Origin of the sequence: Pontibacter burrus, from assembly GCF_010686685.1 — a bacterium.
Classification (GTDB): domain Bacteria; phylum Bacteroidota; class Bacteroidia; order Cytophagales; family Hymenobacteraceae; genus Pontibacter; species Pontibacter burrus.
The window spans coordinates 482,186-506,294 of the sequence record NZ_JAAGWD010000001.1 but is presented as its reverse complement, the minus strand read 5'-3'; the positions used below and the strand labels follow the sequence as shown (position 1 = coordinate 506,294).

Below are 24,109 nucleotides of genomic sequence, written 5' to 3'. Positions count from 1 at the left end.
AACTATAAATTTATTAAAGTGATACGATCCATCGCTTTTTCAATAGTACTTGCTTTTGCCGTTGCTATAGTGCCGGCACTTGCACAATCCCAGGAAGATGAAAGCTTCCGAAATGAACTGAGCTATGGCATAAACCTTAACTCCAATGGCGGGCTAATAGGTGGCGTGTTTGTGCGCTCAGCTTTTACCATGAACGACGACATGCTGCAGTTTGGCGGCCTGGAGATTGTAGAAGTAAAGCACCCGAGAGAGCTTCGCGTGTACAGCGGCCAGACCGGCGATTCCTTTATTATTGGTAAGCAAAACTATCTGTTTGTGGTGCGCCCGCACTATGGCCGTGAGCTGGTACTTTTCCGGAAAGCGGCTGAGTCGGGGGTGCAGGTAAATGCAGTGGGTGCTATCGGGCCATCGCTTGGGTTGCTGGTGCCCTACTACATCCGGTATAACTATGGGCAGACAGGATCGCAGGATGTACGGACAGAGCAATATGAACCAAAAATACACAACAATGAGCGCATAGAGGGTGCGGCAGGCGTTTTTACAGGCCTTGGAGAAACCAACCTGAATGTTGGCTTGCACGGTAAAGCCGGTATGAGCTTCGAGTATGGCCGTTACAACGAAAGCGTGGCCGGTATAGAAGTAGGCCTGATGGTAGAAGCCTTCACCAAAGACATGATCATTATCCCTCAGGCTGAAAATAACAACATATTTACTTCTGTGTACCTGAACATTTACTACGGCCGCCGTAAATAAGCTGCTTCTCCGAACAAAACCTGTGCTGGCGCTGTTGCATAAAGGCACGGCATAAAACTTAGGTCTTATGCTAATGTGTCTTAACACATTACTTCCTATCTTTGCAGCATGGATGAATTAATATCACTTCCGGTAATACAGCCTAACACCACTCCGGCCGAACTGAGTGAAAATGGCAAGATCCGCAAGCCGAACTGGCTGCGCGTAAAGTTGCCTGTGGGCCAGGAATACGCCAAAGTACGTAACATAGTAGACGAATATAAACTGCATACCATCTGCGAAAGCGGCAACTGCCCTAACATGGGTGAGTGCTGGGGAGCAGGTACAGCCACCTTCATGATTCTGGGGAACGTTTGTACCCGCAGCTGCTCTTTCTGCGCTGTGGCTACTGGCCGTCCGAACGAGTATGATGAAGATGAGCCACGACGTGTAGCAGAAGCCATTCAGCTGATGGGCGTGAAACATGCCGTTATTACATCGGTTAACCGCGACGAGCTGAAAGACCGTGGTGCTGCCATCTGGCATGAAACGGTAAAACAGGTAAAACTACTTTCTCCTGCTACAACTATAGAAACCCTGATTCCGGATGTGAAAGGCACCTGGGATGCGCTGATAACTATGATCTCGGCTGGCCAGGAAGTTGTATCGCATAACATGGAAACGGTGAAGGAGCTTTATCGCCAGGTACGCCCGCAGGCCAAATACGATCGAAGCCTGGAGCAGATACGCCGCACCAAAGAGTATGGCAAGCGTACTAAAACCGGTATTATGCTGGGCTTAGGCGAAACACGCGAGCAGGTATACCAGGCTATGGACGACCTTGCTGCAAACGGTTGCGATATATTAACGCTGGGCCAGTACCTGCAGCCAACTAAACTGCACATCGAGGTTGCTGAGTTCATTCATCCGGATCTTTTTGAACATTACCGCGAAGAGGGCTTGCGCCGGGGAATTAAGTATGTAGAGTCGGGCCCGCTGGTACGTTCTTCTTACCACGCTGAGCGCCACGTCAACGTTTAATGGTAGCATAACTATAAATTACAAAGCCCTGCAGTGCTAAACTGCAGGGCTTTTTGTTTTAGCACCTTGATCGAAGGAAAGAACAAACTATAGATTACTCAAAACCAACTATAGCTGCACTGCTTGTGTACTTAACTATAGCTTTGGCTCCGGAACTATTTTACCTGCAACCAGCTGTATTTCTTTTTGTTGCAAGCTTATATCCAAAGTGGTGAATAAATTCCCTGCTATATACTATTTTACAAATATTAAGTAACTTCACCTGTAAAGCTGTTGAGCAGCAAGGGTATAGTACAAATTGGTTAAGTAACTATAGCGTATTGCTGTATACTCTGTAGCTGATTTCTGCGTAAAAGCACTGATGCTGCTGCGCCCACGCTATAGCTGCACCTGTTCCATCACTCATAACAAGTTCTATGAAGTTACGCTACTACAAAAACGTTACTTTTGCCGCCCTTTTGCGTTGCAGGTTATGGTTATTGCTGCTTATGCAATGGCTGCTGGTGCAGCAGGTACTTGCCGACTCACGGGCACACATGATCCCGCTTTCGCTGGAGGAACGCCTGAAGGCTGCTGATGTGGTAGTGGAGGGTGAGGTTATCTCTAAAAAATCGTTCTGGGATGCACAGCATGAAAACATCTACACATCCAATATTATAAGGATATACAAGGTGTTTAAAGGTAACCTGAAGGAAGAGCAGCTGGAAATAATAACCGAAGGTGGTACCGTAGGTCTGGAGAAGCATGTTTACTCAGTTGCCCTGAAGCTACAGAAAGGCGAGCAGGGAGTGTTCTTCCTGAACCGGCAAAGCGCAAGACAAGGTATGCCGCAGAATGTAAGGTTAAGCACATTACCCTATGGCAGCGAGCAAGGCTTTATCAAATACAACCTCAGAACAGGAGCAGCCGAAGGCGTTTTTGAAGACTATGCCACTATAAACCAGGTTTACAAAGCCGTTACCAACAGAACAGGCACCAACTATAAGATCGTATCAGAAAACAAGGAACTGTTGCAGCTGGAGACCAGACAGGCCAATGTGCTGAATAGCCCCAATGCACCGGTAATTGCTGCGTTTTCCCCAACCACTGCAAGTGGTGGCACCAAAACCGTACTAACTATAACCGGTAGCGGCTTTGGCACAACCCGCGGCAAAGGAGCCGTATTTTTCAGGGATGCCGATGACGGAGGCACCAGCTTTACCGAAGCACCTGAGGATGGCTACCTTTCCTGGTCCAATACCCAGATTCGGCTATACGTTCCATCCACAGGAGTAGATGGAGGCACTGCCGGCACCGGCGAGATCAGGGTAACAGCTAATGATGGAACAACTACCACATCAGTAGCAAAAATTACCATCCCTTACTCATATACAAACCTTTACGAAGAAGAAGACCAAAACCCGAATGATAATATTCCGGGTGTATTTAAGTCGTACCAGCCTACCCTAATTAATGTAGACAGGCAAGGAGGCTATAGCATTCATTTTGCGCCCAGTATGCAAAGCCGCGTTGATGCGCAGGAAGGCTTTAAAAGAGCGATGAATAGCTGGGTATGTGCAACCGGTGTTAACTGGAAAATAGGGGCGCCCACTACTAAAACTTCTACTGCAGCCGACGACGAAGTTACCATCCTGTTTGCTCCCGAATCTAAAGTAGGTAAAAACGTGCTGGCTCGTACCCTTAGCCGCTACCGTGGCTGCAGGCTGCTGGCTACAGGCGAAATAAGCTGGTGGTTGTCAGAATTCGATATGGAAATTAACAGCGACATCAGGTGGCAATTCGGGCCAGGCGAACCAACCGGCAGCCAGTTCGACTTTGAGACGGTGATGCTGCACGAACTTGGCCACGCGCATCAGCTAAGCCATGTAATTTTGCCTAATGTTGCCGTCATGCACTATGCGCTTGAGTTCAGAAGGTTTTTCCGGGCGCTAAGCGAAGCCGATATAGCCGGCGGTAACTTTGTAATGGAGCGCAGTCTGCAACCAAACATCTGCCAGCAACCTCTTATCAGGCCAAGCGAAGGCAGCGAGTGCAACCTGGCTCCGGAAATTCTTGCTTTCCAGGCAGCTTATAACAGCTCTGGTGATGTTGACCTGCAGTGGACGACGAATGCTGAAAACAATATAGTTCGCTATATAGTAGAGCGCAGTGCCGATGGCATTAACTTTACAGAAATAGGGACGGTAGCGGCTTCTGCTACCAACACTTTTACAGATACTGACCCGCTTCCGCGCACTGGCTTTTACAGGTTGCGGGTTATTTATGCGGATAATACAGAAAGCTTCTCTGCGAAGGTGCGTGTTACCGACCCGGGCTTCCTGTACGTTTTTGAAGTGTTCCCTAACCCAGTTCGCTCCGATAACAAGATCTCTATATCCTTCCTGGTAGACCGGAACATACCGGCCCAGCTCTACTTATATGATACAAGTGGAAAGACTGTACGTAGCGTAGAAGTCGTGTTTACGGATATTAACCTGCCGCTGGAAATGGACCTTTCCGGAGTATCGCCGGGTATTTATATCCTGCGTTGGGTTACAGAAACTAACAGCGGATCTACCAGAATTGTAAAGCTATAGTTCCTGCAACTATAACAAAGTGGTAACTATAGTTCCGGCTCGTTATAGTTGCAGCCCCAAAACAAAACAGGCGCATCCTGCTCTGCAAAATGCGCCTGCTAACACAAACTCCATACTTTACTTTATGTTCTGTAAACCTCTAAGTACAATGGCCTGTGCTCTGTCTGAAAAGTAGATCTAGAGTTGCACGTTTGGTTTATAGCCTGGAAAAGGATCGTAATACAGAAGCAAATTAAAGAGTATAATTTAGGGTATGCAAGGGAAACTGAAGCACATTGGTAACACCAGTATTTTGTATTAAGAAAGCCTCGAAATGGCCTTAAAATGAGGTTAAAAAGGTTAGCTTGTAAAAAAAGCAGCCCTTTTTGGTGTTTGCGTAACATTTAGCTCTTAAAAAGAGCAGTTTTCTTCATTTTATGAAAGCAGACTTCCCACTTGTAAACTTATTACCAGGTGCATAACTTCGCTGTTCATGGCTAAAAAGAGACGAAAGTTTACGCAATGCCCCAACTGTGGCTATTCGTTTGAAGATGTAAACAACTACTGCCCTAATTGCGGACAGGAAAACCACGACCTGAATGTGCCTGTAAAACATCTCATCGCTGAGTTTTTTGAGGGCACCATCCACTTCGACACCAAAATCTGGCGAACCCTTAAACTCCTGATACTGAAGCCAGGACTCCTGACCGAAAAATTCAATGTCGGGCAACGTGCGTCTTATGTTCCGCCATTTCGGTTGTATGTGTTTATCAGCATCGTTTTCTTTTTTCTGCTTGCCCTCAACCATAGCATCTTTAACGTAAGAGCACCTGAAATAAATAAGCTCCCAGCCGAAGAAAGGCAGAGGGTGAAAGAAGGCTTTCAGGAGGTTGAGAAAATTGCACCGGGCTTCATTAAAACAGAAGCAACTATAGATTCTGTTGCACGGGACCGGGACAGTACGGCCTATTCAGCTGAGCTAAATTTCGGTAATGATGAAACGGGCGCCTTTATGGAAACAAAAGCAAAGCAATTCCTTGGGGGTGGAGAAGCATCGCGTGCCAAACTGCTGAAAAACACATCTTTTATGATGTTCCTGCTGATGCCGCTTTTTGGTTATCTGCTATACCTCTTTTATTTAAAACAGCGCCGCAATTATGTAGAGCACTTAATGTTCTCTATACACCTGCACTCATTCTGGTTCTTAGTACTCATACTTGTAATGTTAATTAACTTCGTGCTACCAGAAGCTGCATTGCTGAAGTGGGCCTTCTTGCTGATGATGGTGTATTTGTATCTAGCTATGCTGCGGGTGTATAAAAGTTCTTATCTTAAGACGCTGTTTAAGCTCCTGCCTATTATGCTGCTATACCTGATCTGTTTGCTGATATTCTTTTTAGGGAATGTAGTGGTGAGTGCAGTGCTGGCTTAATTCTATAATCTTCCGTTTTGCATATGTTACAGACTACTACCTGGGAGAAGCTGATCTCTAAAAAACGCTTCGAGAGTGCTGATAAAAAATATAGTTCTGATGAGTCGGTGCGGGGCGAATTTCAGCGGGATTACGACCGTATTGTGTTTTCATCTTCGTTTAGAAGGCTGCAGAACAAAACCCAGGTAATGCCTATGCCCGAAAGCGATTTTGTGCATACCCGCCTTACCCATAGTTTAGAAGCCTCGGTAGTTGGCCGTAGCTTGGGGCGTATAGTTGGCAAAAGCATACTGGAACGAAACCCGCAATTAACACAGGAAAAGCACATACAGGAAGCAGACTTCGGGGACATAGTTGCCGCCGCCTGCCTGGCGCATGATATTGGCAACCCACCTTTCGGCCACTCTGGCGAAGATGCTATCTCCTCTTATTTTGAAAGCGAAGCAGCGCAGCCTTTTATGCGGCAACTGACAGAAGCGCAGCGCAAAGACCTGCAAAGTTTTGAGGGTAACGCAGCCGGTTTCAGAGTACTGACCTATACCTACCCGGCGCACTGTAACTTGTCGGGTGGCTTGAGCTTAACCTATACTACGCTGGCAACTTTTACCAAATACCCGAAAGAGTCGCTGCCGGTAATTCCTAAAACAAAAAACACCAGCGAGAAAAAGTACGGGTTCTTTCAGACCGAGAAAGCATGGTTTAATACGATAGCGCAGGAGCTGGGGCTGCTAAAGAAAAGCGCCGACGGTACTGTGTTTTATCACCGCCATCCGCTTGCCTTTTTAGTAGAAGCCGCCGACGATATATGTTACCGCATCATCGATTTTGAAGATGGCCTGAAACTGGGTTTAGTTGATCAGGAGAAAGGAATAGGCTTGTTAAAACAGATCCTTAACGATGATCCAAACCGTGTATCCACTATAAAATTTTATGACTGGCGCGAAGAGATCGGCTACCTGCGTGCCCGTATCATCGGCAAGCTGATAGACGAATGTGCGGCCGTTTTCCTGGAGCACGAACAGGAGATTTTAGCCGGCACGTTCGATACACCACTCATTAACCTGTTGGACTGCAAACCAGTGCTGGATGAAATCAAAATGCTTTCGATAGAGAAGATCTACCGAAACCTCCCGGTGCTGGAAATTGAAGCGGCTGGTTTTGAGGTATTAAGCGGCCTGCTAGATGCTTGTATGAAAGCAGTTTTCCTGCCTGAGTCGAAGCGCCACCGCAAACTCGCTGACCTGATTCCTGCGCACTACATCGAACTACCAGAACAAGTATCCGATTACGAACGCATCATCCACATCACAGACTTCGTCACCAGCCTGACAGACCAGGCTGCTATAAACCTGTACCGCAAGATAAAAGGGATTGAATTGCCTAGGATGTATTAGGCAGGAATTACGGGTAAAATAGCTTGGTTCTGTAGTTGTTGCCACAACATTTCGTTGGCGCACGTTTGTAACCCGTGTCTAACTATAGGCTTACCTGCAACTCAACTAACCTGAAAGGACAGTCAATTGCAGATACGTTAGCGATGGTTTCATAGTTAGCGTTGGTCAAACACCCCTGCCTCTCCTTAACTAAGGAGGGGAGCTATATTACCTCACCCCAGTCCTCTCCTTTTATCGAGGCCCCCTACCCTTACAACAGGAGAAGAAGATTTTTTCCATTGCTATTGGTACAGTTATAGTTCTATAGTTGGTAATTAACCCACCCCTACCCCTCCCAAGAGGGGAATTCCGGCTATAGCTATAGTTTCAACTATAGTTTTATAGTTCTAGTACATGAGCAGGCAGGCGCAGCCTGCCCCAAGGAACTACAACCATGAAAAGGCTACAGCACTATAGCTATTGAAATAACTATAGTGGTAGCTATCGAAGTGTTATCAGTCTTTGGGTTGAGCGCCTTTGACTTGTTGCGGTGGCGCAGCCAATCCGAGCGCAGCGAGGATAGCAAGAAGGCAGCAGCGCGATGCCCGAAGACGAGGCCTCGCGGCCATGAGCGCACCAAAGCTAGATTGAAACGATAGGTCAGTAAAGCTCCCAGGATAAAAGGTAACTATAGCACGAACTGCTTGTGTCGAATTTCAACTATAGTTAGCTATAGAACAGTAATCTCAACTATAGACTGCGATAGATTTCTCACTCTGTTCGAAATGACAGATAAAATGAACTATAGCCAAAGCTATTGGCATACCTGTCCTTACACACCAGTTAAGTCAGAAGACCCAGCCCCATAGCTAAACACGAGCGGCCCATGCCAGCAAACGTCAACTATTGAACATATCAGAGCCCTTGGCTCCGCTTAAGATGAAAAAAAGCGGTGACTGAAGATTAATCTCTCAGTCACCGCTTCAAACTATAGTTTCAGTAAATCTTAATGTGCTTCGAGCCAGTTATCACCTACTCCTAAACCAACCTCCATCGGTACACTTAGTGGCAGGGCATTTGTCATAAGCTCCACGATTTTAGGTGTTACAATTTCTACTTCTTCTTTTGGAGTATCAAACAGCAATTCGTCGTGTACCTGCAGAATCATGCGGGTTTTCAGCTTTTCTTGCTTCAGGTACTCGTGTATGTTGATCATCGCAATTTTGATGATATCAGCAGCGGTGCCCTGTATTGGTGCGTTGATGGCGTTACGCTCGGCAAACCCGCGGATGTTCTGGTTGCGTGAGTTGATGTCGCGGAGGTAGCGGCGGCGGCCCAGCAGGGTTTCCACGTATTCGTCTTCACGGGCTTTATTGATGGCTTCATCCATGTAGTGCTTCACAGCCGGAAACTCCTGGAAATAGGCCTCAATAATGTCGGCGGCTTCGCGACGTGGAATGCTTAAACGTTCTGCCAAGCCAAATGCTGAAATGCCGTAAATGATACCGAAGTTAATGGTTTTGGCCCTGCGTCGCATCTCGCTGTCAACCTGGTCGAGCGGTACATGAAACACTTTGCTGGCTGTTGATGCGTGAATATCAAGTCCGTTTTTAAAGGCCTCCTTCATGGTTGGGTCGCCACTGAAATCAGCCATAATGCGGAGCTCGATCTGCGAATAGTCGGCGGAGATGAGTAGGTGCTTGTTATCTCGCGGCACAAAGGCTTTGCGAATCTCGCGGCCACGCTCTGTACGGACCGGTATGTTCTGCAGGTTCGGGTTGGTAGAGCTAAGGCGGCCGGTAGCAGTTACAGCCTGGTTAAACGAGGTATGCACCCGGCCATCCAGTTCGCAAACCAGTTGCGGAAGCGCATCCACATAAGTCGATTTTAATTTGGTAAGCTGGCGGTGGTCCAGGATCAATCTTACGATCTCGTGCTCGCCGGCCAGTTTAGATAAGATCTCTTCGCCGGTAGCATGCTGCCCGGTTTTGGTCTTTTTTATCTTGCTCTTACCGTGTAATTCCAGTTTATCGAACAGGATTTCGCCCAGCTGTTTAGGCGACCCGATATTGAACTGTTCGCCTGCTATCTCAAAAATACGGCGTTCTATTTTTATGATCTCACTTTCTAACTGTGTCGAAATATCAGCCAGCGCATCAGAATCTATTGTTATCCCTTCGCGCTCCACATCGGCAAGTACTGGCACCAGTGGCGTTTCCACATCGCGGAACAGTTTCATTAAGCCCCGTTCCTGCAGCAGCGGTTCAAAGTATAGTTTCAGGCGCAGGGTAATATCAGCATCCTCCGAGGCATAATCTTTCACTTCTTCCGGCGAAAGGTCAGACATGTTCTTCTGGTTTTTCCCTTTCGGCCCGATCAGGTCGGTTATCGGAATTGGCGTATAATTCAGGTACGTTTCCGATAGCACATCCATGTTGTGGCGCATTTCGGGCTCGAGCAGGTAGTGCGCCAGCATGGTATCAAACAATGGACCTTGCACCTCAACCCCATAGTTCTTGAGCACGATAATGTCGTATTTGATGTTCTGGCCTATCTTCTGAATAGCCGGATTTTCGAGGACGTTTTTGTAAAGGTTAACTATGCGCAGTGTTTCTTCCCGGTCGTTTGGCGGCACAGGGATATAATATGCTTCGCCGGGGCGGTAGCTGAACGACATGCCCACCAGTTTTGCCGTAATCGGGTCAATACCGGTCGTTTCGGTGTCAAATGAGATCTCGTCCTGTTGTTGCAGATAATTTACCAGGCTTTGGTGTAGTTCCGGTATGTTGATGAGGTGATAATCAATGAGCGAATTCTGAAAGCTGCGCATCGTAACCGGCGCAGCCTCAACTATAGCTTCCTCAATGGCCGGTGTATCTACAGCTCCAAAAAGAGATGTCTGGCCCGAATCGGCTGTTTTAGAGCGGCGGGCTGGTTTGGCAGCTGCACTGGTGGTAGCCGTAGCCAGCGGTTGTCCTAATACACGCTGTGCCAGCTGGCGGAATTCCAGCTCGTTGAACAGGTTGATGAGTTGTTCTTCGTTCGGAGCTTCACATTGCAGGCCATCTTCGCTAAAGTCCAGCGGCACGTCGCAATGTATCGTGGCCAGTTCCTTGGACATTAGGCCCTGGTCAGCAAAGTTTTCTACGTTCTCTTTCTGCTTACCTTTCAGCTCGTGCGAGTTGGCTATCAGGTTCTCTACAGTGCCAAAACGCTGGATTAGCGCTTTGGCCGTTTTTTCGCCGATGCCCGGTATGCCCGGAATATTATCAACGGCATCACCCTGCAGCCCAAGTATATCAATTACCTGGTCTACGCGCTCAATTTCCCACTTCTCCAGTACTTTCTGCACGTCCCATACTTCTACGGCATTTCCTAAAAAAGCAGGTTTGTAGAGGAAGATATGGTCTGTCACCAACTGGCAGTAATCTTTGTCGGGCGTCATCATATACACATCAAAACCGGCTTTTTCGGCTTTGCGGGCCATGGTACCGATAATGTCGTCGGCTTCGTAGCCGTCCAGGATGAGCACAGGTATGTTAAAAGCTTCTACAATCTTTTTGCAGTAAGGTATCGCCACCGAAATATCTTCGGGCATAGCCTGGCGGTTTGCTTTATACTCGGCAAAATTCTCGTGGCGGAAGGTCTTGGCAGCAGAATCGAAAGCGACACCAATATGGGTTGGTTTCTCTTTTTGCAGCACTTCTACCAGCGTGTTGGTAAAGCCGAGCGCTGCGCCTGTGTTCATGCCTTTTGAGTTTATGCGGGGGTTCTTGCTGAACGCAAAGTGCGCCCGGTAAATCAGGGCCATGGCATCAAGCAGGAATAGTTTTTTTCTAGGTTCGCTCATAGTATAAAGGTAGCGCGTGGGGTTAATATCTGCAAGTAGGTACGGTGGGAGGTTAGGTTATAGTTCTATAGTTTCTCTTTTGTCATGTCGAGCAATAACCGAGACATCTTATATGTCCTATAGTTTCATCACTGTCATTTCGAACACAGTGAGAAATCTATCGCAGACTTTATCCTCTAGCGAACTATAGTTACAGCCGGACACAAGCAGTTTCTTTCATAGTTGCTGTTTATCCTGGGAGCTTCACTAACCTATAGTTGTCATAGTTGCTTTGGAGCGCTCACGGCCGCGGGGCCCCGTCTTCGGGCATCGCGCGGTGTACATTTCTTTTGCTCGTCCCTCACAATGCCTGCGGCAACAGAAATCTACAAGGCGCTCAACCCAAAGACTGAAATCCTTCGATAGCTATAGTTTCTATAGTTGGATGAGCTATAGTTTTATGGCCTTCCGTGGTAGTAGTTCCGTGAGGCAGGCTGCGCCTGCCTGTTCGTGGACTGCAACTATAGAACTATAACTGTTGAAATGTAAATGCAGAATTCCCCACTCGGGAGGGGTAGGGGTGGGTTAAATGCTAACAATTGTACTCTAGCTTCAACTATAGCAACAGCCGAGAAGTCCCTCTTTGAAGGGGGTAGGGGGATGACTATCGCCAACTATAGAACTATAGATGAGCTCCTTCACCTGTTTTTAGTAGAGTGCTGAGGTGAGGTAATAGCTACTTACTATAACCGCATTAAACCTTAGCACCGCATGCACGTCAAAGAAACTATATAGACACTACCACATTAATCGTATTTTTCCGTTAGATTTACCTTTACGACATTCTGCTTAACTATAAGCATTTACCTATACCTATGAAATTAAAGATCAGAACCGGCTTTGGCTATGACGTGCACCAACTACAGGAAGGGCTCGATTTCTGGCTGGGCGGTATTAAGATTCCGCATACGCATGGCGCACTAGGCCATTCCGATGCCGACGTATTAGTTCACGTTATCTGCGATGCCCTGCTGGGTGCCGCCAACTTGCGCGATATCGGTTACCATTTTTCCGACAAAGACCCGAAGTACAAGGGAATCGACAGTAAGATTTTATTGAAAGAAGTAGTGCACCTGCTTTCGCGGGAGGGCTACGAGATCGGAAACATTGACTCCACGGTTTGCCTGCAGGAACCTAAACTCAACCCGCACATTCCGGAAATGAAGGCATGCCTGGCCAACGTAATGGGCATACCGGAAAGCGATATCTCTATTAAGGCCACTACTACAGAGCAACTTGGCTTTGTAGGTAAAAAAGAAGGCGTAGCTGCCTTTGCCAGTGTCTTAATTATCAAACAGTAACAAACCAAAACCTACTAAACTATAACTTCACCTTACAATTAACATGAAACACCTCCACACCTATGGTTTTGTGTTGGCTGCGCTGCTTGCTTCAGGCTGCGCTTCTACCAGCAACACAACCTCTAAGGCTCCTGTAACTGACGCCGAGAAGCTTCGCGCTGTGGCTACAACTTATGGCAATACCATCACGGCTGCCGACCTGTCTAAACACCTGCACATCATCGCTTCGGATGAGTACGAAGGCCGTAACACCGGCGAGAAAGGTCAAAAAATGGCTGCCGAGTACATTGCCCGCGAGTTCAGAGAAGATGGCCTGATCGGGCCGGTGAAGAACAGCAGCAACCCGTATTACCAGGCTTTTGATCTTGAAAGAAGCCAGTGGGGCGAAGGCCACATCCTGGTAGGAGGCAAAAAATTCCAGATGTTGCAGGATTTCTTTGTACTGGGAAGCTCTCCATACCAAACCGAACAAGCCACAGAAATTGTGTTTGCAGGTTATGGTATTGATGACGCCAAGTACTCTGACTATGCCAACGTTGATGTAACTGGTAAAATGGTAGTTGTACTGGCCGGCGAACCGAAAGACAGCAAAGGCAACTTCCTGATCAGCGGCACAACCAAAGCATCTGACTGGGGCAACGACTACCGCGCTAAACGCAATGCCGCTACCAAGCGTGGCGCCAAGAGCGTACTTATAGTTACAGGCACTAATGCCGCTGAGTTTAACACCCAGACACAGCGTTACAAGTCTTTTGCAAGCCGCCCTTCTTTAGGCCTGAAAAACACACGCACCCAGGAAAGCGCGGCATCAATGTTTGTGTCGCCGGCAGCAGGAGCAGCCTTGCTAAGCACTACGCCTGAAAAACTGATTGCTTATGGCAACGAGGTAGCTAAAGCAGGCAAGCCGGTTGCAGCCACTTTCACACCTGCCAAAGATGTAAAAGTGCTGACAGCACGCGTTACTACACTGGTACCAACCGAAAACGTATTGGGCTTTATTGAAGGGTCTGACAAAAAAGACGAAGTTATAGTTGTAACAGCGCACTACGACCACGTGGGTATGGAAGAAGATGCTCCTGGCGACGATAAGATCTTTAACGGTGCAAACGACGATGGTTCTGGTACTGTAGCTGTTATTGAGCTGGCCGAGGCATTTGCACAGGCCAAAAAAGCTGGTTATGGCCCACGCCGCAGCATCCTGTTCATGACAGTTACGGCCGAAGAAAAAGGCTTGTTGGGTTCTGAGTACTACTCAAACAACCCGATTTTCCCGCTTGAGAACACTGTAGCCAACGTTAACATCGACATGATCGGCCGTATGGACTTCGATTATGAGAAGCAGAACGACAGCAACTATATTTATGTAATTGGTGCCGATAAACTTTCTTCTGAGCTGCACACCATTAACGAAGAGGCCAACCAGAAGTACGTGAACCTGAAACTGGACTATAAGTACAACGACGAGAACGATCCGAACCGTTTCTACTACCGTTCAGACCACTACAACTTTGCCAAGCATGGTATTCCGATCATTTTCTACTTTAACGGGGTGCACGCCGATTACCACAAACCTGGAGACGAAGTAGACAAAATTTTGTTCGACAGCGCTGAAAAAGTAGCCCGCCTTGCCTTCTACACCACTTGGGAGCTCGCAAACCGCGATAACCGCATTGTAGTAGATAGCAATAAAAAGTAAGACTTTAGAGTTTAGAAGTTAGAAGGTTAGAAAGTTAAAAAGTTAGAGAAGGGCTGTAAGGTAAGCTATAGTTATAATTCAATGAACTATAACTCCTTTAGTCACTACTTCAAAAACTTGAAACTTTCTAACCTTCTAACTTTTTAACTTTCTAACTTTGGGTCTGTTTTCTTTTTTATAGTTTAAGCAACTATACAGGAGAGAAGACAGTAGGCGAAATAGTTATGAGTAAACTAAAGCAGTTTCTGCTGGATGCGGAAACAAAATCATTCGACCCGAATCACCGCGCTACTATAAAATTCAACATCGGTAAGTATAATGCCGCTGTGCAGCGTGGCCTCACCCAATATTCCGACCATGAACTGGCCCGCGAACGGGCGTCCTATATCAAAACCAACACCATTAAGGACCTCGACAAGTACCTGATGGAGTTTGAAGCCAACTTTACTGCCCGTGGCGGTAAGGTAATCTGGGCTCGCGATGCACAGGAGGCACTGAAAGAAATAGGCGAGATCATGAAGCGCAAGCGTGCACGCTCTGTTGTTAAGTCTAAATCCATGACGACAGAGGAACTGCACCTGAACGATTACCTGGAGAAGAACGGCATAGAAGTGGTGGAGACCGACCTTGGCGAGTACATTGTACAGCTGGCCGAGCAGCGACCATACCACATCGTAACACCGGCTATGCACATGTCTAAAAAAGACATTGCCGACCTGTTTGTACGCAAGCTTAACATAGCACCCACCGACGATGCCCAGGAGCTGGTAGGCGTAGCCCGCAGGCTATTGCGTGAGAAGTACACTTCTGCAGAGGTAGGCATAACCGGCGGCAACTTCCTGCTTGCTGATGTAGGCGGCGTAGCTGTAACCGAGAACGAAGGAAATGCCCGCTTATCTACTGCCTTCCCGAAAACCCACATTGCTATAGTTGGTATCGAGAAGATGCTGCCGTCTATTATGGACTTGGATCTTTTCTGGCCACTATTAAGCACCAGCGGCACCGGACAGAATGTAACAGTTTATAACACGGTTTTCACAGGTCCGCGCCAGCCACACGAAAAGGATGGTCCGGATGAAATGTATGTGATACTGTTGGATAACGGCCGCACCAGCCTGATGGCACACCCTGAGAAACGGGAAGCCCTGAACTGCATCCGTTGCGGCGCCTGCCTGAACATTTGCCCGGTTTATAAAAACATTGGCGGCCATACATACGAGAGCACCTACTCCGGACCTATCGGCTCTGTGCTAACTCCGCATTACGATGGCATGGCCGAGAACAAACACCTGAGCTTTGCCAGTTCGTTGTGCGGCGCCTGTACATCGGTATGTCCTGTAAAGATTAACATACATAACCTGCTGCTGCTAAACCGCAAGCAAAGCGTGGATATGAACCTGGCCGAAAGTCAGGAAAGAACCGCTCTGAAATTATGGTTAAAAGCCATGAAGAGTCGCAAGCTCATGAACATGGCACCAGCTGGCATCAAGAACTATGTACTGAAATACGTGCAGAAAAGCAGCTGGAGCAAACGCCGCGAACCGTTAAAAGTAGCGCCAAAATCATTTAACCAGCTTTGGAAGGAAAGAAGTTAATTTCTGATTGTTAAATTGTTGATTGTTAAGTATCAACTTTGCTTCATTGGCAATCCTTATTCAACTATAAACAAAAACGGCCTGCAACTATAGCAGGCCGTTTCACATTAATCCATTATCCGGATTGTCTCCATTATCGGCTTCGTTCATAAGCTATAGTTTAAAAGATGGATGCATGGCCGGGGCGGCGCTGAAACACAGTTACATCATTAATATCCTGCAGTCTGCAGATAAAGCGGGTCATGCGTTCTACACCGAAGCCGGCACCAGCAGTTCTTGGCAGCTCGCCACGTTTTGCCACTTCCAGGTAATCTTTAAATATCTCTTTGTTGGCGCCGGTCTCGGTCATGCGCTTCAGTAGCTGCTTGTATTCGTTCTCACGCTCTGCGCCAGACAAGCCTTCGCCAAAGCCTTCGGGCCATACCAGGTCATAGTTAAAATAAGTGCCCGGGCGCATCTGGTCTTCTTTGTCGTAAAACTCGCGCTTGTGGTTCAGCAGCCAGTATGGCGTATCCAGTAGCTGCGACTGTATCATTTCGTAATCCGGGCCAAGGGCGGCTTCCAGTTTCTCAGTGCGGTAAACAGGCCATTTCTCGTACAACGGCAGCAGTTCGTCACGTATCTCCAGCAACAGCTCGGGCAGTTCTTCGTTCAGACGGGCAAACACAAAGTTTACCAGGTCCTCCATAAAATCCATTACATAAAAGCGGTCTTTGTTCTTAAACTCAAAATCTATCTGCGTAAACTCGAACAGGTGGCGGCCTGTCTGCGCACGATCAGAGAACTCCAAGCGCACGTTCGGCGACACAATGTAGATGCTGTCCAGGTCAGGGTGCATCAGAGCCAGCTGTTTATGGAAGATCATGGACTTGGTCAGGCTCCAGCGCTTATCTGCGTACGGGATGCTGGCATCTACCACACCATGGTTAAGCGGGTCGGTAATCGGCGATAGCATGAGCGGCATGAGCTGCGTCAGTCCTCGTTTAAACATAAAATCGTGTGTGGCGCGCACAATGCCCTGCTGTATGCGCAATACTCCCGGCAGTGCGGGCCGGCTCAGGTGGCTCAGTACTTCCTGCAACACCTTTGGCTCTTCTAAAACTTCTGTTTGCATAATTATTTATTTAATTGATTATAAAATATTTACCTGACACTATACTATAGCTTAGCAATTCAGGTTGTGCAATTTTAGCACCTTGATAAAAATAAATTTACATCGTTATTATATTTTTAATACAAGCACGTATAAATTGCGATATCCGCAAAACGAATCGAATTTCGACTATATGAATTATCAAATTGATAACCTGGATAAAGAGATTTTAAAAGCACTGATGCAGGACGTGCAGCAACCTTACACCGAAATTGCCAAAACGTTGGGCGTATCGGGGGGAACGATACATGTGCGGATGCGGAAGCTTACAGAAATGGGAGTGGTTACCGGTGCGGAGCTGAAAATCGACCCAATGGCGCTTGGCTACGACATCTGTGCGTTTATCGGGGTGTTTCTGGAGAAAGGCTCGGAGTACAGGGAAGCGGTGGAGCAGATGCGACTGGTTCCGGAAATTGTGGAGCTGCACTATACCACAGGCTCCTATAGTATGTTTGTAAAAATGATCTGCCGCGATACCAAGCACCTGCGCGAAGTACTGAACGAGAAGATACAGGTACTACCGGGCGTGCAGCGCACCGAAACCTTCATTTCGCTGGAAGAAAGCATTAGCCGCCAGATCACGATTGAATAAAAAAGCCGCCTGCACTATAAGTTCAGGCGGCTTTTTATAGTTATAGTTGGCAATGCCCTCGCTCGCGTCCTGCGAGTGTGAGCTATCAGGTGGCGTCCCGCCACGTTATCATCTAGTTTTAAACTATAATCTAAAGTATAAACTATAGTTAGACGCGGCCAGAGTCCGCTTAATAGCTCACACTCGCGGGACGCGAGCGAGGGCTAAAGTCATAGTTTACTTCAGCTTTTCAAGCGCAGCACGTAACCTGCTCATTGAGGCCTTAATGTCCTCCAACGAAGCGCCACCAACTGATAAGCGGAACCAGTTAAGCTCCGGCTCAGAACCGAACGCGGAGAACGGCACTACCGCCAGCTTGGCTTCCGAAAGTATATAGAAGGAAATGTCTTTGCTAGTGCGCAGCACTTCGCCAGCCGGAGTTGTTTTACCAGCCAGGTCCATCTTCACAGACAGGTAAATGGCACCCATTGGCTCTATGGCATCAACAGCAAAACCTTCTTTCTGCAGGTCTTTAAAGCCATTGTATAGCACTTCCAGGCTGCTTTGTATTTTCTGTTTCAGCCCGGTCATGAAGGTGTTTACCTGTTCTGGCTGCTGCAGGTAGGCGGCTGTTGCCATTTGTTCTGCTTTCGGAGCCCAGGCACCTACGTGGCCAAGTATGGCTTTCATTTTATCCATCACTATAGTCGGGCCATAAGCATACCCAACGCGCACACCGGTGGCAGCAAAACTCTTCGAAATACCATCGATGTAAATCACATAGTCTTTTAGCTCCGGTCGCAGGTTTACCGGATCGAAGTGCTGGTGCTCTGTGCCAAAGGTCAGCATCCAGTAAATCTGGTCGTACAGTATGTAAAGTGGCTTTTCGCCGGCGCTGCGGTTTTTGTTCTCTTCTACTACCAGGTCACAGATCTCCTGCAGGTCTTTTTTAGCGAACATGGTGCCGGTTGGGTTTAGCGGCGAGCACAAGGCCAGCAGCGTTGCGCCTTTCAGGTGCGGAGCCACATCGGCGGCAGTCGGCATAAAGTTGTTCTCAGCCCGGGTCTCTACCATTACAGGTGTAGCGCCAGACAAGTGGCAGTAATGGTTGTTGTTCCAGGATGGTGTCGGGAATACCACTTTATCGCCCGGATCAACCAGGGCCAGGTAAGTAGCATAAATCAGCGGGCGTGAGCCACCAGCTACCAGAATATCATTCTCAGGGTAGGATAAGCCCAGTTTATCTTTGGTAAAGGCCGTTACCGCTTTGCGTAGCACCGCTACACCATTGGCAGGCGGGTAATTGGTATGGCCTTCGTTGTACGCTTTGGTGATGCCTTCTTTCAGTTCCTTCGGAATTGGATAGATGCTGGGATCGAAGTCCCCGATGGTCAGGTTGCAGATTTGCTCTCCACGTGCAATCATGGAATTAACCTCACCGGCCAGCTTTATAATTTCGGAGCCGATCAGGTTCTGAGCCATTTTTGAAACGGTCATGTCAGGATGGGTTTGGTTACTGCAAGTTACGATTTCTGGAAAAGTATAGCAGTCACGATGTGTAAAAAAGCACGAATAACAGCAAAGTTTATAGTTCCCGTGCTCACTTGCGTATGTGTAACAGTAACTATAGAACTATAGCTAAAACTATAGAAGTTGCCGAAATTCCCCTCTCGGGAGGGATGGGTTATAGTAGTAGCCTAATCTCCCAACAACCAAGATCCTTTCAGGATGACAGAAGAAAGGAAGTAACCAGAATAACGCGGACTAGGAAGTCCGCAGCAGATTGGTTTCGGACAAAGAAGTCCGAAACAGCAAAAGTGTAAAAACACTAACTATAGAATAATATCTAGGCGCCCTCTCCTGTTTTTAGGAGAGGGCTGGGGTGAGATAAACAAAAACGCCCGGACAAGCTTTTACACTTTCCGGGCGTTTCATATCTATAGTTTATTCTTTTTTTACCACTTATAGTAGCCGTTCTCTTCGCCATCGTTCAGTATTTCGGCGGCGGTATTCGGGCTGCGGTTCACATCAGTTAGTTTACGCTCGCGCCATACAGCTGCAGATTCGCGGACCACATCTAAATGAGCGTCGGACTTGATACGTTCTTCTTCGCGTTTGGCATCAATTTCATACTCCATACGAGCAGCAAACTTGGCTTCGGCTACTGCTTGGCGGGTGTCGTACTGTTTCTGGCGCTCCAGCACACGCTGCATTTCCTGGGTGGTACGTTCGTGCTCCACACCTTTCAGAATATCATCGTAAGGGCCTTTGTTAGTGATGAGCTTCGTGAAAATCGGGGCTGTCTCCAGACAGATGAAAAGCAATGTAATAAAGAACACCGGCAACCACGGCAGTTGGTTCAGAGCATCAATACGGGCCATTAGGCCATCGTAGTTAGAAAAACTTTTCTGACCTTCAGCTACCGTCTGGTCGTACTGTTTCATCAGGTCGGCAATGCGTTTTTCCTTAACCAGAATCCGGTCGGCGGCGCTGGCCTGCAGTAGCTTCAGTTCTTCATCTACTTTGTCGTACTGGCGCTTTTTCTCTTCGTAAATCGGGCCTTTACCAACTTTGCCTGTACCACCTGTACCGTCGGCTTCGGCAGCTACCAGTTCGTATAGTTTATTACGCTCCTGCACTTTCGCTTCAATCTCAGCACGGATGGCCGTAATCTCAGACTTCACAGAATCTACTTCGGCAAACTGTTTGCCTACCAGGGTTTTATGCTGTATCGCCAGTTCGGCCTGCTTTTCTTTCAGAATGGCCTGTATCTCTTTGTCAAATATCTTCAGCTCCAGCGGTTTAGAAATAACGATTGCCAGTATCAGCGCCAGCAAAATACGCGGCGTTACCATCAGTAACTCTTTCCAGAAGCGGCCTTCTTTCCGGATAGTGGAAACTATAAAACGATCGAGGTTGAAGATAACGGCACCCCACAACAAGCCAAAAGCCATGGCCATAGGCACCGAATCGAACACAGAGTAAAGGGCATAACCGCCCGATAAGCTGGCCAGCACGCCTGTAAAGAGCACGGTTGCACCAACACCTGCATATTTTACGTGCTCCGACTTAGAGCACTTCTCTAAAATGGTGTCGTCGGCACCGGCGCACCACCAAAAAAAATTCTTCATTTATTCTTACTGAACTGAACAAGCCTGACGCAAAGCACGACCTGCATTATTAACGCGCAACTTACTGGTTTTTATACTTTTGAGTTCTAAAATGTGACGAACCGCCGGCAAAAAGGGACGAACTTACGCTTAAAGCGGCAACAGCAGCATTATTCGATTAAGTTCAATTGTCCTGAAAGCTTTCTTCTATCTTGTTGTAAAGCAAAAACGAGGCCATGGCACTGGCTACTACGGCACGCGTATCTGCCTGCAAGTCAGGCTTTAGCCACACCTTACCTCCGTTTATAACCTGCACTGCTCCAACCATGCCGTTAGCATCCCGAAACGCATATCCTACTATCTCTGAAAGTGGTAGCGATTTGCCTTCAAATTTGTAAACCGGCTCCAGCTTAAAAGTGGTACTCCCGTTTGTGAGCTCACCTACAAAGTCCTTTCGCTTAAAATAATGCCGGGGATCTATAGTTAAAACGCGCCATTCCTCGCCATCCGGAGAGATGATCTGGCTGGCATAATACTCCATGTTCGGCGAAAGCTCTATTGTAAGGCCGTTGCCATCCTCCCACGACTTTATGCCCAGGTAGCTTGCCGAGGCAACCGACCACTGTTGCCCCTGCTCGTTTTGTAAGGTGAGCTGATACTTCTGCCTGGCTTCGTTCTCGTTGTAGCCAAAAATGTTAGTGCTGCTTTTTTGCACCCAACCACGCTTTACATTTACAACCGTGTAGTTGCCGATGGTAAAGCTGCCATTCGGCTTAAACATGTTGCGCCCGGCTATCGGCAGCTCTTCGGCCTGCTGCTTAAAGCTGGATTCTACAGCCATTTGTGGTACAGTGCACGCCGATAGTGTAGTGGCCACAGCCAGCGATGCGATGATCAGGTGCTTTTTCATAGTTTATAGTTAGCGCTCAATTGATTTTTTATAGTTTGGTATTGATGTAGTCTATCGATGATTCGGGTAAAGTGTAAACCCACTCCTGCCCCTCCCAGGAGGGGAATAAATTACTTGTCATCCTGAGTACTCTTGAGACGCGAGTCGAAAAGAGCCAGCGTAACTACAAGAGATCTTATCTGTCCCACTCAGAAGCTGCATAAGATTTCTCACTTTTTTCGAAATGACAATAATAAACTATAGTTCTTCAACTATAAAGAGCATCTAACTATAGAAACAGTTGCCTGCACTACAAAATAAAAGGGCAAATAACCGCACAGGTCATCCACCCTTTCTAACTTTTTAACTTCCCTACTTTCTAACTGTTACACTGTGTCTTCGTCAGGCAAAATTTCCACGTCCTGCACCAGCACAAAGCTTTCTATTTCGCGGGCACGTGGTGTATTGGCCAGACCACCTTCAGCAGTTTCTTTATACTTACGCTCCATGCTCTCGCCTACTTCGCCGAGGGCAGCCACGCACTGGTCTACCGGTATAACTGGGTCTACACCAGCTATAGCCAACTGCGACGATGAATAAGCAATTGCAGCCGCACTGGCATTACGCACTATACACGGCACTTCTACAAGCCCGGCAACAGGGTCGCACACCAAACCAAGCATACACTGTATAGTAATGGCCACGGCATTGAACACCTGCTTCACATCGCCGCCCAGGCAGTAAACGATACCGCCGGCTGCCATAGCAGCAGCACTGCCAGTTTCGGCCTGACAACCACCTACGGCACCTGCCAGCGAGGCATTCTGTTCAATAATAAGCGCTATACCGGCTGCAACCAGCAAGGCTTCATGTATCTTTCTGTCATCTAGTCCATGCAGGTCCTGCAGCGTGGTAAAGGCACCCGGCAAAATACCCGACGCACCGGCAGTAGGCGCTGCCACCACACGGCCCATGCACGAGTTTACTTCCTTAGCACCCAACGCCCTTGAAACCAGCATTTGAAACTCCGGCGACAGCACGGTAACCGGTGAGTTGGCCACTTTTTTAGCACCGTTGTTTACCATGCCCGAGCGCGAGGTCATGTTTTCGGTGAGGCCGGTTTTTACGGCATCCTTCATCACCTCGTACGCCTTGGCAATGTTTTCCCAGATAAATTCTTCGGTACGGCCTTTCTGCTCAATTTCGTATTCCAGTACCGGCTGGTATAGTGGTTGGCCGGTTTCAGCGCAGTGCGCGTCCCAGCTCTTAAAATCAGTGAATAATAACGACATATAGTTCTGTTCTAAACCTACCGGATGCTTTTAAAAACGGCGGCAATAAAGATAAATCAAATTTCAGCAAAGCCCTATAGTTGGGGCTTATAGTATAACAACAGCACTACCCTGTTTTGTTCTACCCCGGGCGCTGTAAAACCCTGGCTAACAAGCTTAACTTTGTTGCGTAGCACATGATGCAGCTAACTTAAACTATAAAACCATGAACAACAACTATAAACGGGTTTCCATGAAAGTATACGGAAAAGTACAGGGAGTCTTTTTCAGGGCCAGCACCCAGGAGAAAGCACAGGAACTTGGCCTTACCGGTTTTGTGCAGAACGAGCCAGACGGCACCGTGTACTTAGAAGCCGAAGGCAACCCTGAAACTATAGCTCAGCTCGAAACCTGGGCACATCATGGGCCGGACCGTGCGCGAGTGGAGAAAGTGGAAGTAAAGGAGTTGGATGGATTGGCTGGGTTTAACAAGTTTGAGCAGCGGCGGTAGGATATAGTATTGTTCTGATAATTAACTACATTTACTAATACATCAACAACTGTAACCCCATGGCTGAGCGCATCTTTGGGCACATCCCTAATGTTTACGAAGGGGATAATTTTGAAAACAGACTAACGCTTTCGCATAGCAAAGTTCATAGGCCAACCCAAGCTGGTATAAGCGGCTCTCAAAAAGAAGGTGCTGACTCTATAGTTCTTTCCGGTGGCTATGAAGATGATCAGGATTTAGGCGATGTGATTATCTATACGGGGCATGGCGGAAGAGACCCGGACTCTAAGAAACAAGTGGCTAATCAGATTCTATCAGACAAAAACTTAGCCTTAGCAATTAACTGCCAGAATGGGTTGCCGGTCAGAGTAATAAGGGGTGCGAGCCATAAGTCTCAATTCTCTCCTGAGTTTGGCTACAGGTATGATGGTTTATACAAAGTAGTTAAGTATTGGAAGAAGAAAGGTAAATCTGGCTTTAACGTTTGGCTGTTCCGTCTAGAGAAGATAGATACTGACAAAAGCCTTGGCTTTGAAGTTAAAGAAGATGCTCCGGAATATGCAAAGACAACCCGAACAACAGTTATACAGCAGCGAATTAACCGCGACTATAGTTTAACTATAAGAGTAAAAGAAATTTATAATTTTCACTGCCAGGTATGTAACACAAAGCTTTTTACAAATGCTGGTTTTTATGCTGAAGCAGCCCATATAAAACCACTCGGTGAGCCGCATCATGGTCCGGATACGTTAGATAACCTGCTCTGCTTGTGTCCTAATCATCATGTAATGTTTGACTTTGGTGGATTTATGATTGATGATGATTTTACTTTAGTTGGTTTAGATGGCAAACTAACTGTAAAACCTGAGCATCAGATCAATAAAGATTTTCTCCGGTATCATAGGGAGCACTTTACTATCTAACCCATACTCCGCCCTACTCGAGCGAATCTTGTAGCTACGATTAAGCTGGCCCGAAATCATAAATCCT

At 47.4% G+C, this 24,109-nt stretch carries 18 protein-coding genes; 11 read left to right on the top strand and 7 right to left on the bottom strand.

The features are described 5' to 3' along the window. The first annotated feature begins 18 nt into the window (after positions 1-18). From GXP69_RS02310 to GXP69_RS02290, 5 genes are all read left to right on the top strand, one after another. Positions 19-753, top strand: coding sequence for a hypothetical protein (locus GXP69_RS02310; RefSeq protein WP_204281883.1), 735 nt, complete (start codon positions 19-21; stop codon positions 751-753). 108 nt (positions 754-861) lie between these two features. Continuing rightward, entirely contained in the window at positions 862-1,773 is a 912-nt protein-coding gene (gene lipA / locus GXP69_RS02305; protein WP_235925532.1) for a lipoyl synthase, read from the top strand. A 416-nt stretch (positions 1,774-2,189) separates the two neighbouring features. Next, entirely contained in the window at positions 2,190-4,349 is a 2,160-nt protein-coding gene (locus tag GXP69_RS02300) for a T9SS type A sorting domain-containing protein (RefSeq protein WP_163911858.1), read from the top strand. A 472-nt stretch (positions 4,350-4,821) separates the two neighbouring features. Next, positions 4,822-5,760, top strand: a complete 939-nt coding sequence (locus GXP69_RS02295; RefSeq protein ID WP_163911855.1) for a DUF3667 domain-containing protein — start codon at positions 4,822-4,824, stop codon at positions 5,758-5,760. Between the two features lie 23 nt (positions 5,761-5,783). Next, positions 5,784-7,154, top strand: coding sequence for a deoxyguanosinetriphosphate triphosphohydrolase (locus tag GXP69_RS02290; RefSeq protein WP_163911851.1), 1,371 nt, complete (start codon positions 5,784-5,786; stop codon positions 7,152-7,154). Between the two features lie 442 nt (positions 7,155-7,596). Here the strand turns inward: GXP69_RS02290 and GXP69_RS18930 are convergent, their stop codons facing one another. Together GXP69_RS18930 and polA are read right to left on the bottom strand one after the other, a co-directional pair. Continuing rightward, positions 7,597-7,773: a hypothetical protein gene (locus tag GXP69_RS18930; protein WP_204281882.1), complete on the bottom strand. Its 177-nt coding sequence runs from the start codon at positions 7,771-7,773 to the stop codon at positions 7,597-7,599. A 366-nt stretch (positions 7,774-8,139) separates the two neighbouring features. Next, positions 8,140-10,983 carry a DNA polymerase I gene (gene polA / locus GXP69_RS02285; protein WP_163911848.1) on the bottom strand — a complete coding sequence of 948 codons (2,844 nt, stop codon included), beginning with the start codon at positions 10,981-10,983 and terminating at the stop codon, positions 8,140-8,142. 854 nt (positions 10,984-11,837) lie between these two features. Here polA and ispF point away from each other — a divergent pair. The 3 genes from ispF to GXP69_RS02270 all read left to right on the top strand — a co-directional run bounded on the left by ispF (position 11,838) and on the right by GXP69_RS02270 (position 15,614). Continuing rightward, entirely contained in the window at positions 11,838-12,323 is a 486-nt protein-coding gene (gene ispF / locus GXP69_RS02280; protein ID WP_163911845.1) for a 2-C-methyl-D-erythritol 2,4-cyclodiphosphate synthase, read from the top strand. A 43-nt stretch (positions 12,324-12,366) separates the two neighbouring features. Next, complete coding sequence (locus GXP69_RS02275) at positions 12,367-14,019, top strand: M28 family peptidase (RefSeq protein ID WP_163911842.1); 1,653 nt, start codon at positions 12,367-12,369, stop codon at positions 14,017-14,019. Between the two features lie 224 nt (positions 14,020-14,243). Next, positions 14,244-15,614, top strand: a complete 1,371-nt coding sequence (locus tag GXP69_RS02270) for a LutB/LldF family L-lactate oxidation iron-sulfur protein (RefSeq protein WP_163911839.1) — start codon at positions 14,244-14,246, stop codon at positions 15,612-15,614. A gap of 160 nt (positions 15,615-15,774) precedes the next feature. On the opposite strand, the gene GXP69_RS02265 is transcribed toward GXP69_RS02270, so the two are convergent. After that, on the bottom strand, positions 15,775-16,728 hold the full coding sequence (locus GXP69_RS02265; RefSeq protein WP_163911836.1) for an asparagine synthetase A: 954 nt from the start codon (positions 16,726-16,728) through the stop codon (positions 15,775-15,777). Positions 16,729-16,900: 172 nt separating this feature from the next. On the opposite strand from GXP69_RS02265, the gene GXP69_RS02260 reads away from it, so the two are divergent. Next, positions 16,901-17,359, top strand: coding sequence for an Lrp/AsnC ligand binding domain-containing protein (locus GXP69_RS02260; RefSeq protein ID WP_163911833.1), 459 nt, complete (start codon positions 16,901-16,903; stop codon positions 17,357-17,359). A gap of 216 nt (positions 17,360-17,575) precedes the next feature. On the opposite strand, the gene GXP69_RS02255 is transcribed toward GXP69_RS02260, so the two are convergent. From GXP69_RS02255 to sdaAA, 4 genes are all read right to left on the bottom strand, one after another. Continuing rightward, complete coding sequence (locus tag GXP69_RS02255; RefSeq protein WP_235925531.1) at positions 17,576-18,835, bottom strand: pyridoxal phosphate-dependent aminotransferase; 1,260 nt, start codon at positions 18,833-18,835, stop codon at positions 17,576-17,578. A 458-nt stretch (positions 18,836-19,293) separates the two neighbouring features. Next, positions 19,294-20,469 carry a DUF4407 domain-containing protein gene (locus tag GXP69_RS02250; protein WP_163911830.1) on the bottom strand — a complete coding sequence of 392 codons (1,176 nt, stop codon included), beginning with the start codon at positions 20,467-20,469 and terminating at the stop codon, positions 19,294-19,296. Positions 20,470-20,632: 163 nt separating this feature from the next. Next, positions 20,633-21,358 (bottom strand): hypothetical protein, encoded by a 726-nt coding sequence (locus tag GXP69_RS02245; RefSeq protein ID WP_163911827.1) that lies wholly within the window; start codon positions 21,356-21,358, stop codon positions 20,633-20,635. Between the two features lie 365 nt (positions 21,359-21,723). Continuing rightward, on the bottom strand, positions 21,724-22,629 hold the full coding sequence (gene sdaAA, locus GXP69_RS02240; protein ID WP_163911824.1) for an L-serine ammonia-lyase, iron-sulfur-dependent, subunit alpha: 906 nt from the start codon (positions 22,627-22,629) through the stop codon (positions 21,724-21,726). Between the two features lie 205 nt (positions 22,630-22,834). Between sdaAA and GXP69_RS02235 the strand changes: the two genes are divergently transcribed. Together GXP69_RS02235 and GXP69_RS02230 are read left to right on the top strand one after the other, a co-directional pair. Next, the gene (locus GXP69_RS02235; protein WP_163911822.1) at positions 22,835-23,119 is read left to right on the top strand and encodes an acylphosphatase; all 285 of its coding nucleotides are present in this window, start codon (positions 22,835-22,837) and stop codon (positions 23,117-23,119) included. 59 nt (positions 23,120-23,178) lie between these two features. Further along, entirely contained in the window at positions 23,179-24,042 is an 864-nt protein-coding gene (locus tag GXP69_RS02230; protein ID WP_163911819.1) for a YDG/SRA domain-containing protein, read from the top strand. Positions 24,043-24,109: the final 67 nt, after the last annotated feature.

Coding starts and splice junctions, on each gene's coding strand:
- lipA (WP_235925532.1), top strand. CDS start 862: ATGGATGAATTAATATCACTTCCGGTAATACAGCCTAACACCACTCCG.
- GXP69_RS02300 (WP_163911858.1), top strand. CDS start 2,190: ATGAAGTTACGCTACTACAAAAACGTTACTTTTGCCGCCCTTTTGCGT.
- GXP69_RS02295 (WP_163911855.1), top strand. CDS start 4,822: ATGGCTAAAAAGAGACGAAAGTTTACGCAATGCCCCAACTGTGGCTAT.
- GXP69_RS02290 (WP_163911851.1), top strand. CDS start 5,784: ATGTTACAGACTACTACCTGGGAGAAGCTGATCTCTAAAAAACGCTTC.
- polA (WP_163911848.1), bottom strand. CDS start 10,983: ATGAGCGAACCTAGAAAAAAACTATTCCTGCTTGATGCCATGGCCCTG.
- ispF (WP_163911845.1), top strand. CDS start 11,838: ATGAAATTAAAGATCAGAACCGGCTTTGGCTATGACGTGCACCAACTA.
- GXP69_RS02275 (WP_163911842.1), top strand. CDS start 12,367: ATGAAACACCTCCACACCTATGGTTTTGTGTTGGCTGCGCTGCTTGCT.
- GXP69_RS02270 (WP_163911839.1), top strand. CDS start 14,244: ATGAGTAAACTAAAGCAGTTTCTGCTGGATGCGGAAACAAAATCATTC.
- GXP69_RS02265 (WP_163911836.1), bottom strand. CDS start 16,728: ATGCAAACAGAAGTTTTAGAAGAGCCAAAGGTGTTGCAGGAAGTACTG.
- GXP69_RS02260 (WP_163911833.1), top strand. CDS start 16,901: ATGAATTATCAAATTGATAACCTGGATAAAGAGATTTTAAAAGCACTG.
- GXP69_RS02255 (WP_235925531.1), bottom strand. CDS start 18,835: ATGACCGTTTCAAAAATGGCTCAGAACCTGATCGGCTCCGAAATTATA.
- GXP69_RS02250 (WP_163911830.1), bottom strand. CDS start 20,469: ATGAAGAATTTTTTTTGGTGGTGCGCCGGTGCCGACGACACCATTTTA.
- GXP69_RS02245 (WP_163911827.1), bottom strand. CDS start 21,358: ATGAAAAAGCACCTGATCATCGCATCGCTGGCTGTGGCCACTACACTA.
- sdaAA (WP_163911824.1), bottom strand. CDS start 22,629: ATGTCGTTATTATTCACTGATTTTAAGAGCTGGGACGCGCACTGCGCT.
- GXP69_RS02235 (WP_163911822.1), top strand. CDS start 22,835: ATGAACAACAACTATAAACGGGTTTCCATGAAAGTATACGGAAAAGTA.
- GXP69_RS02230 (WP_163911819.1), top strand. CDS start 23,179: ATGGCTGAGCGCATCTTTGGGCACATCCCTAATGTTTACGAAGGGGAT.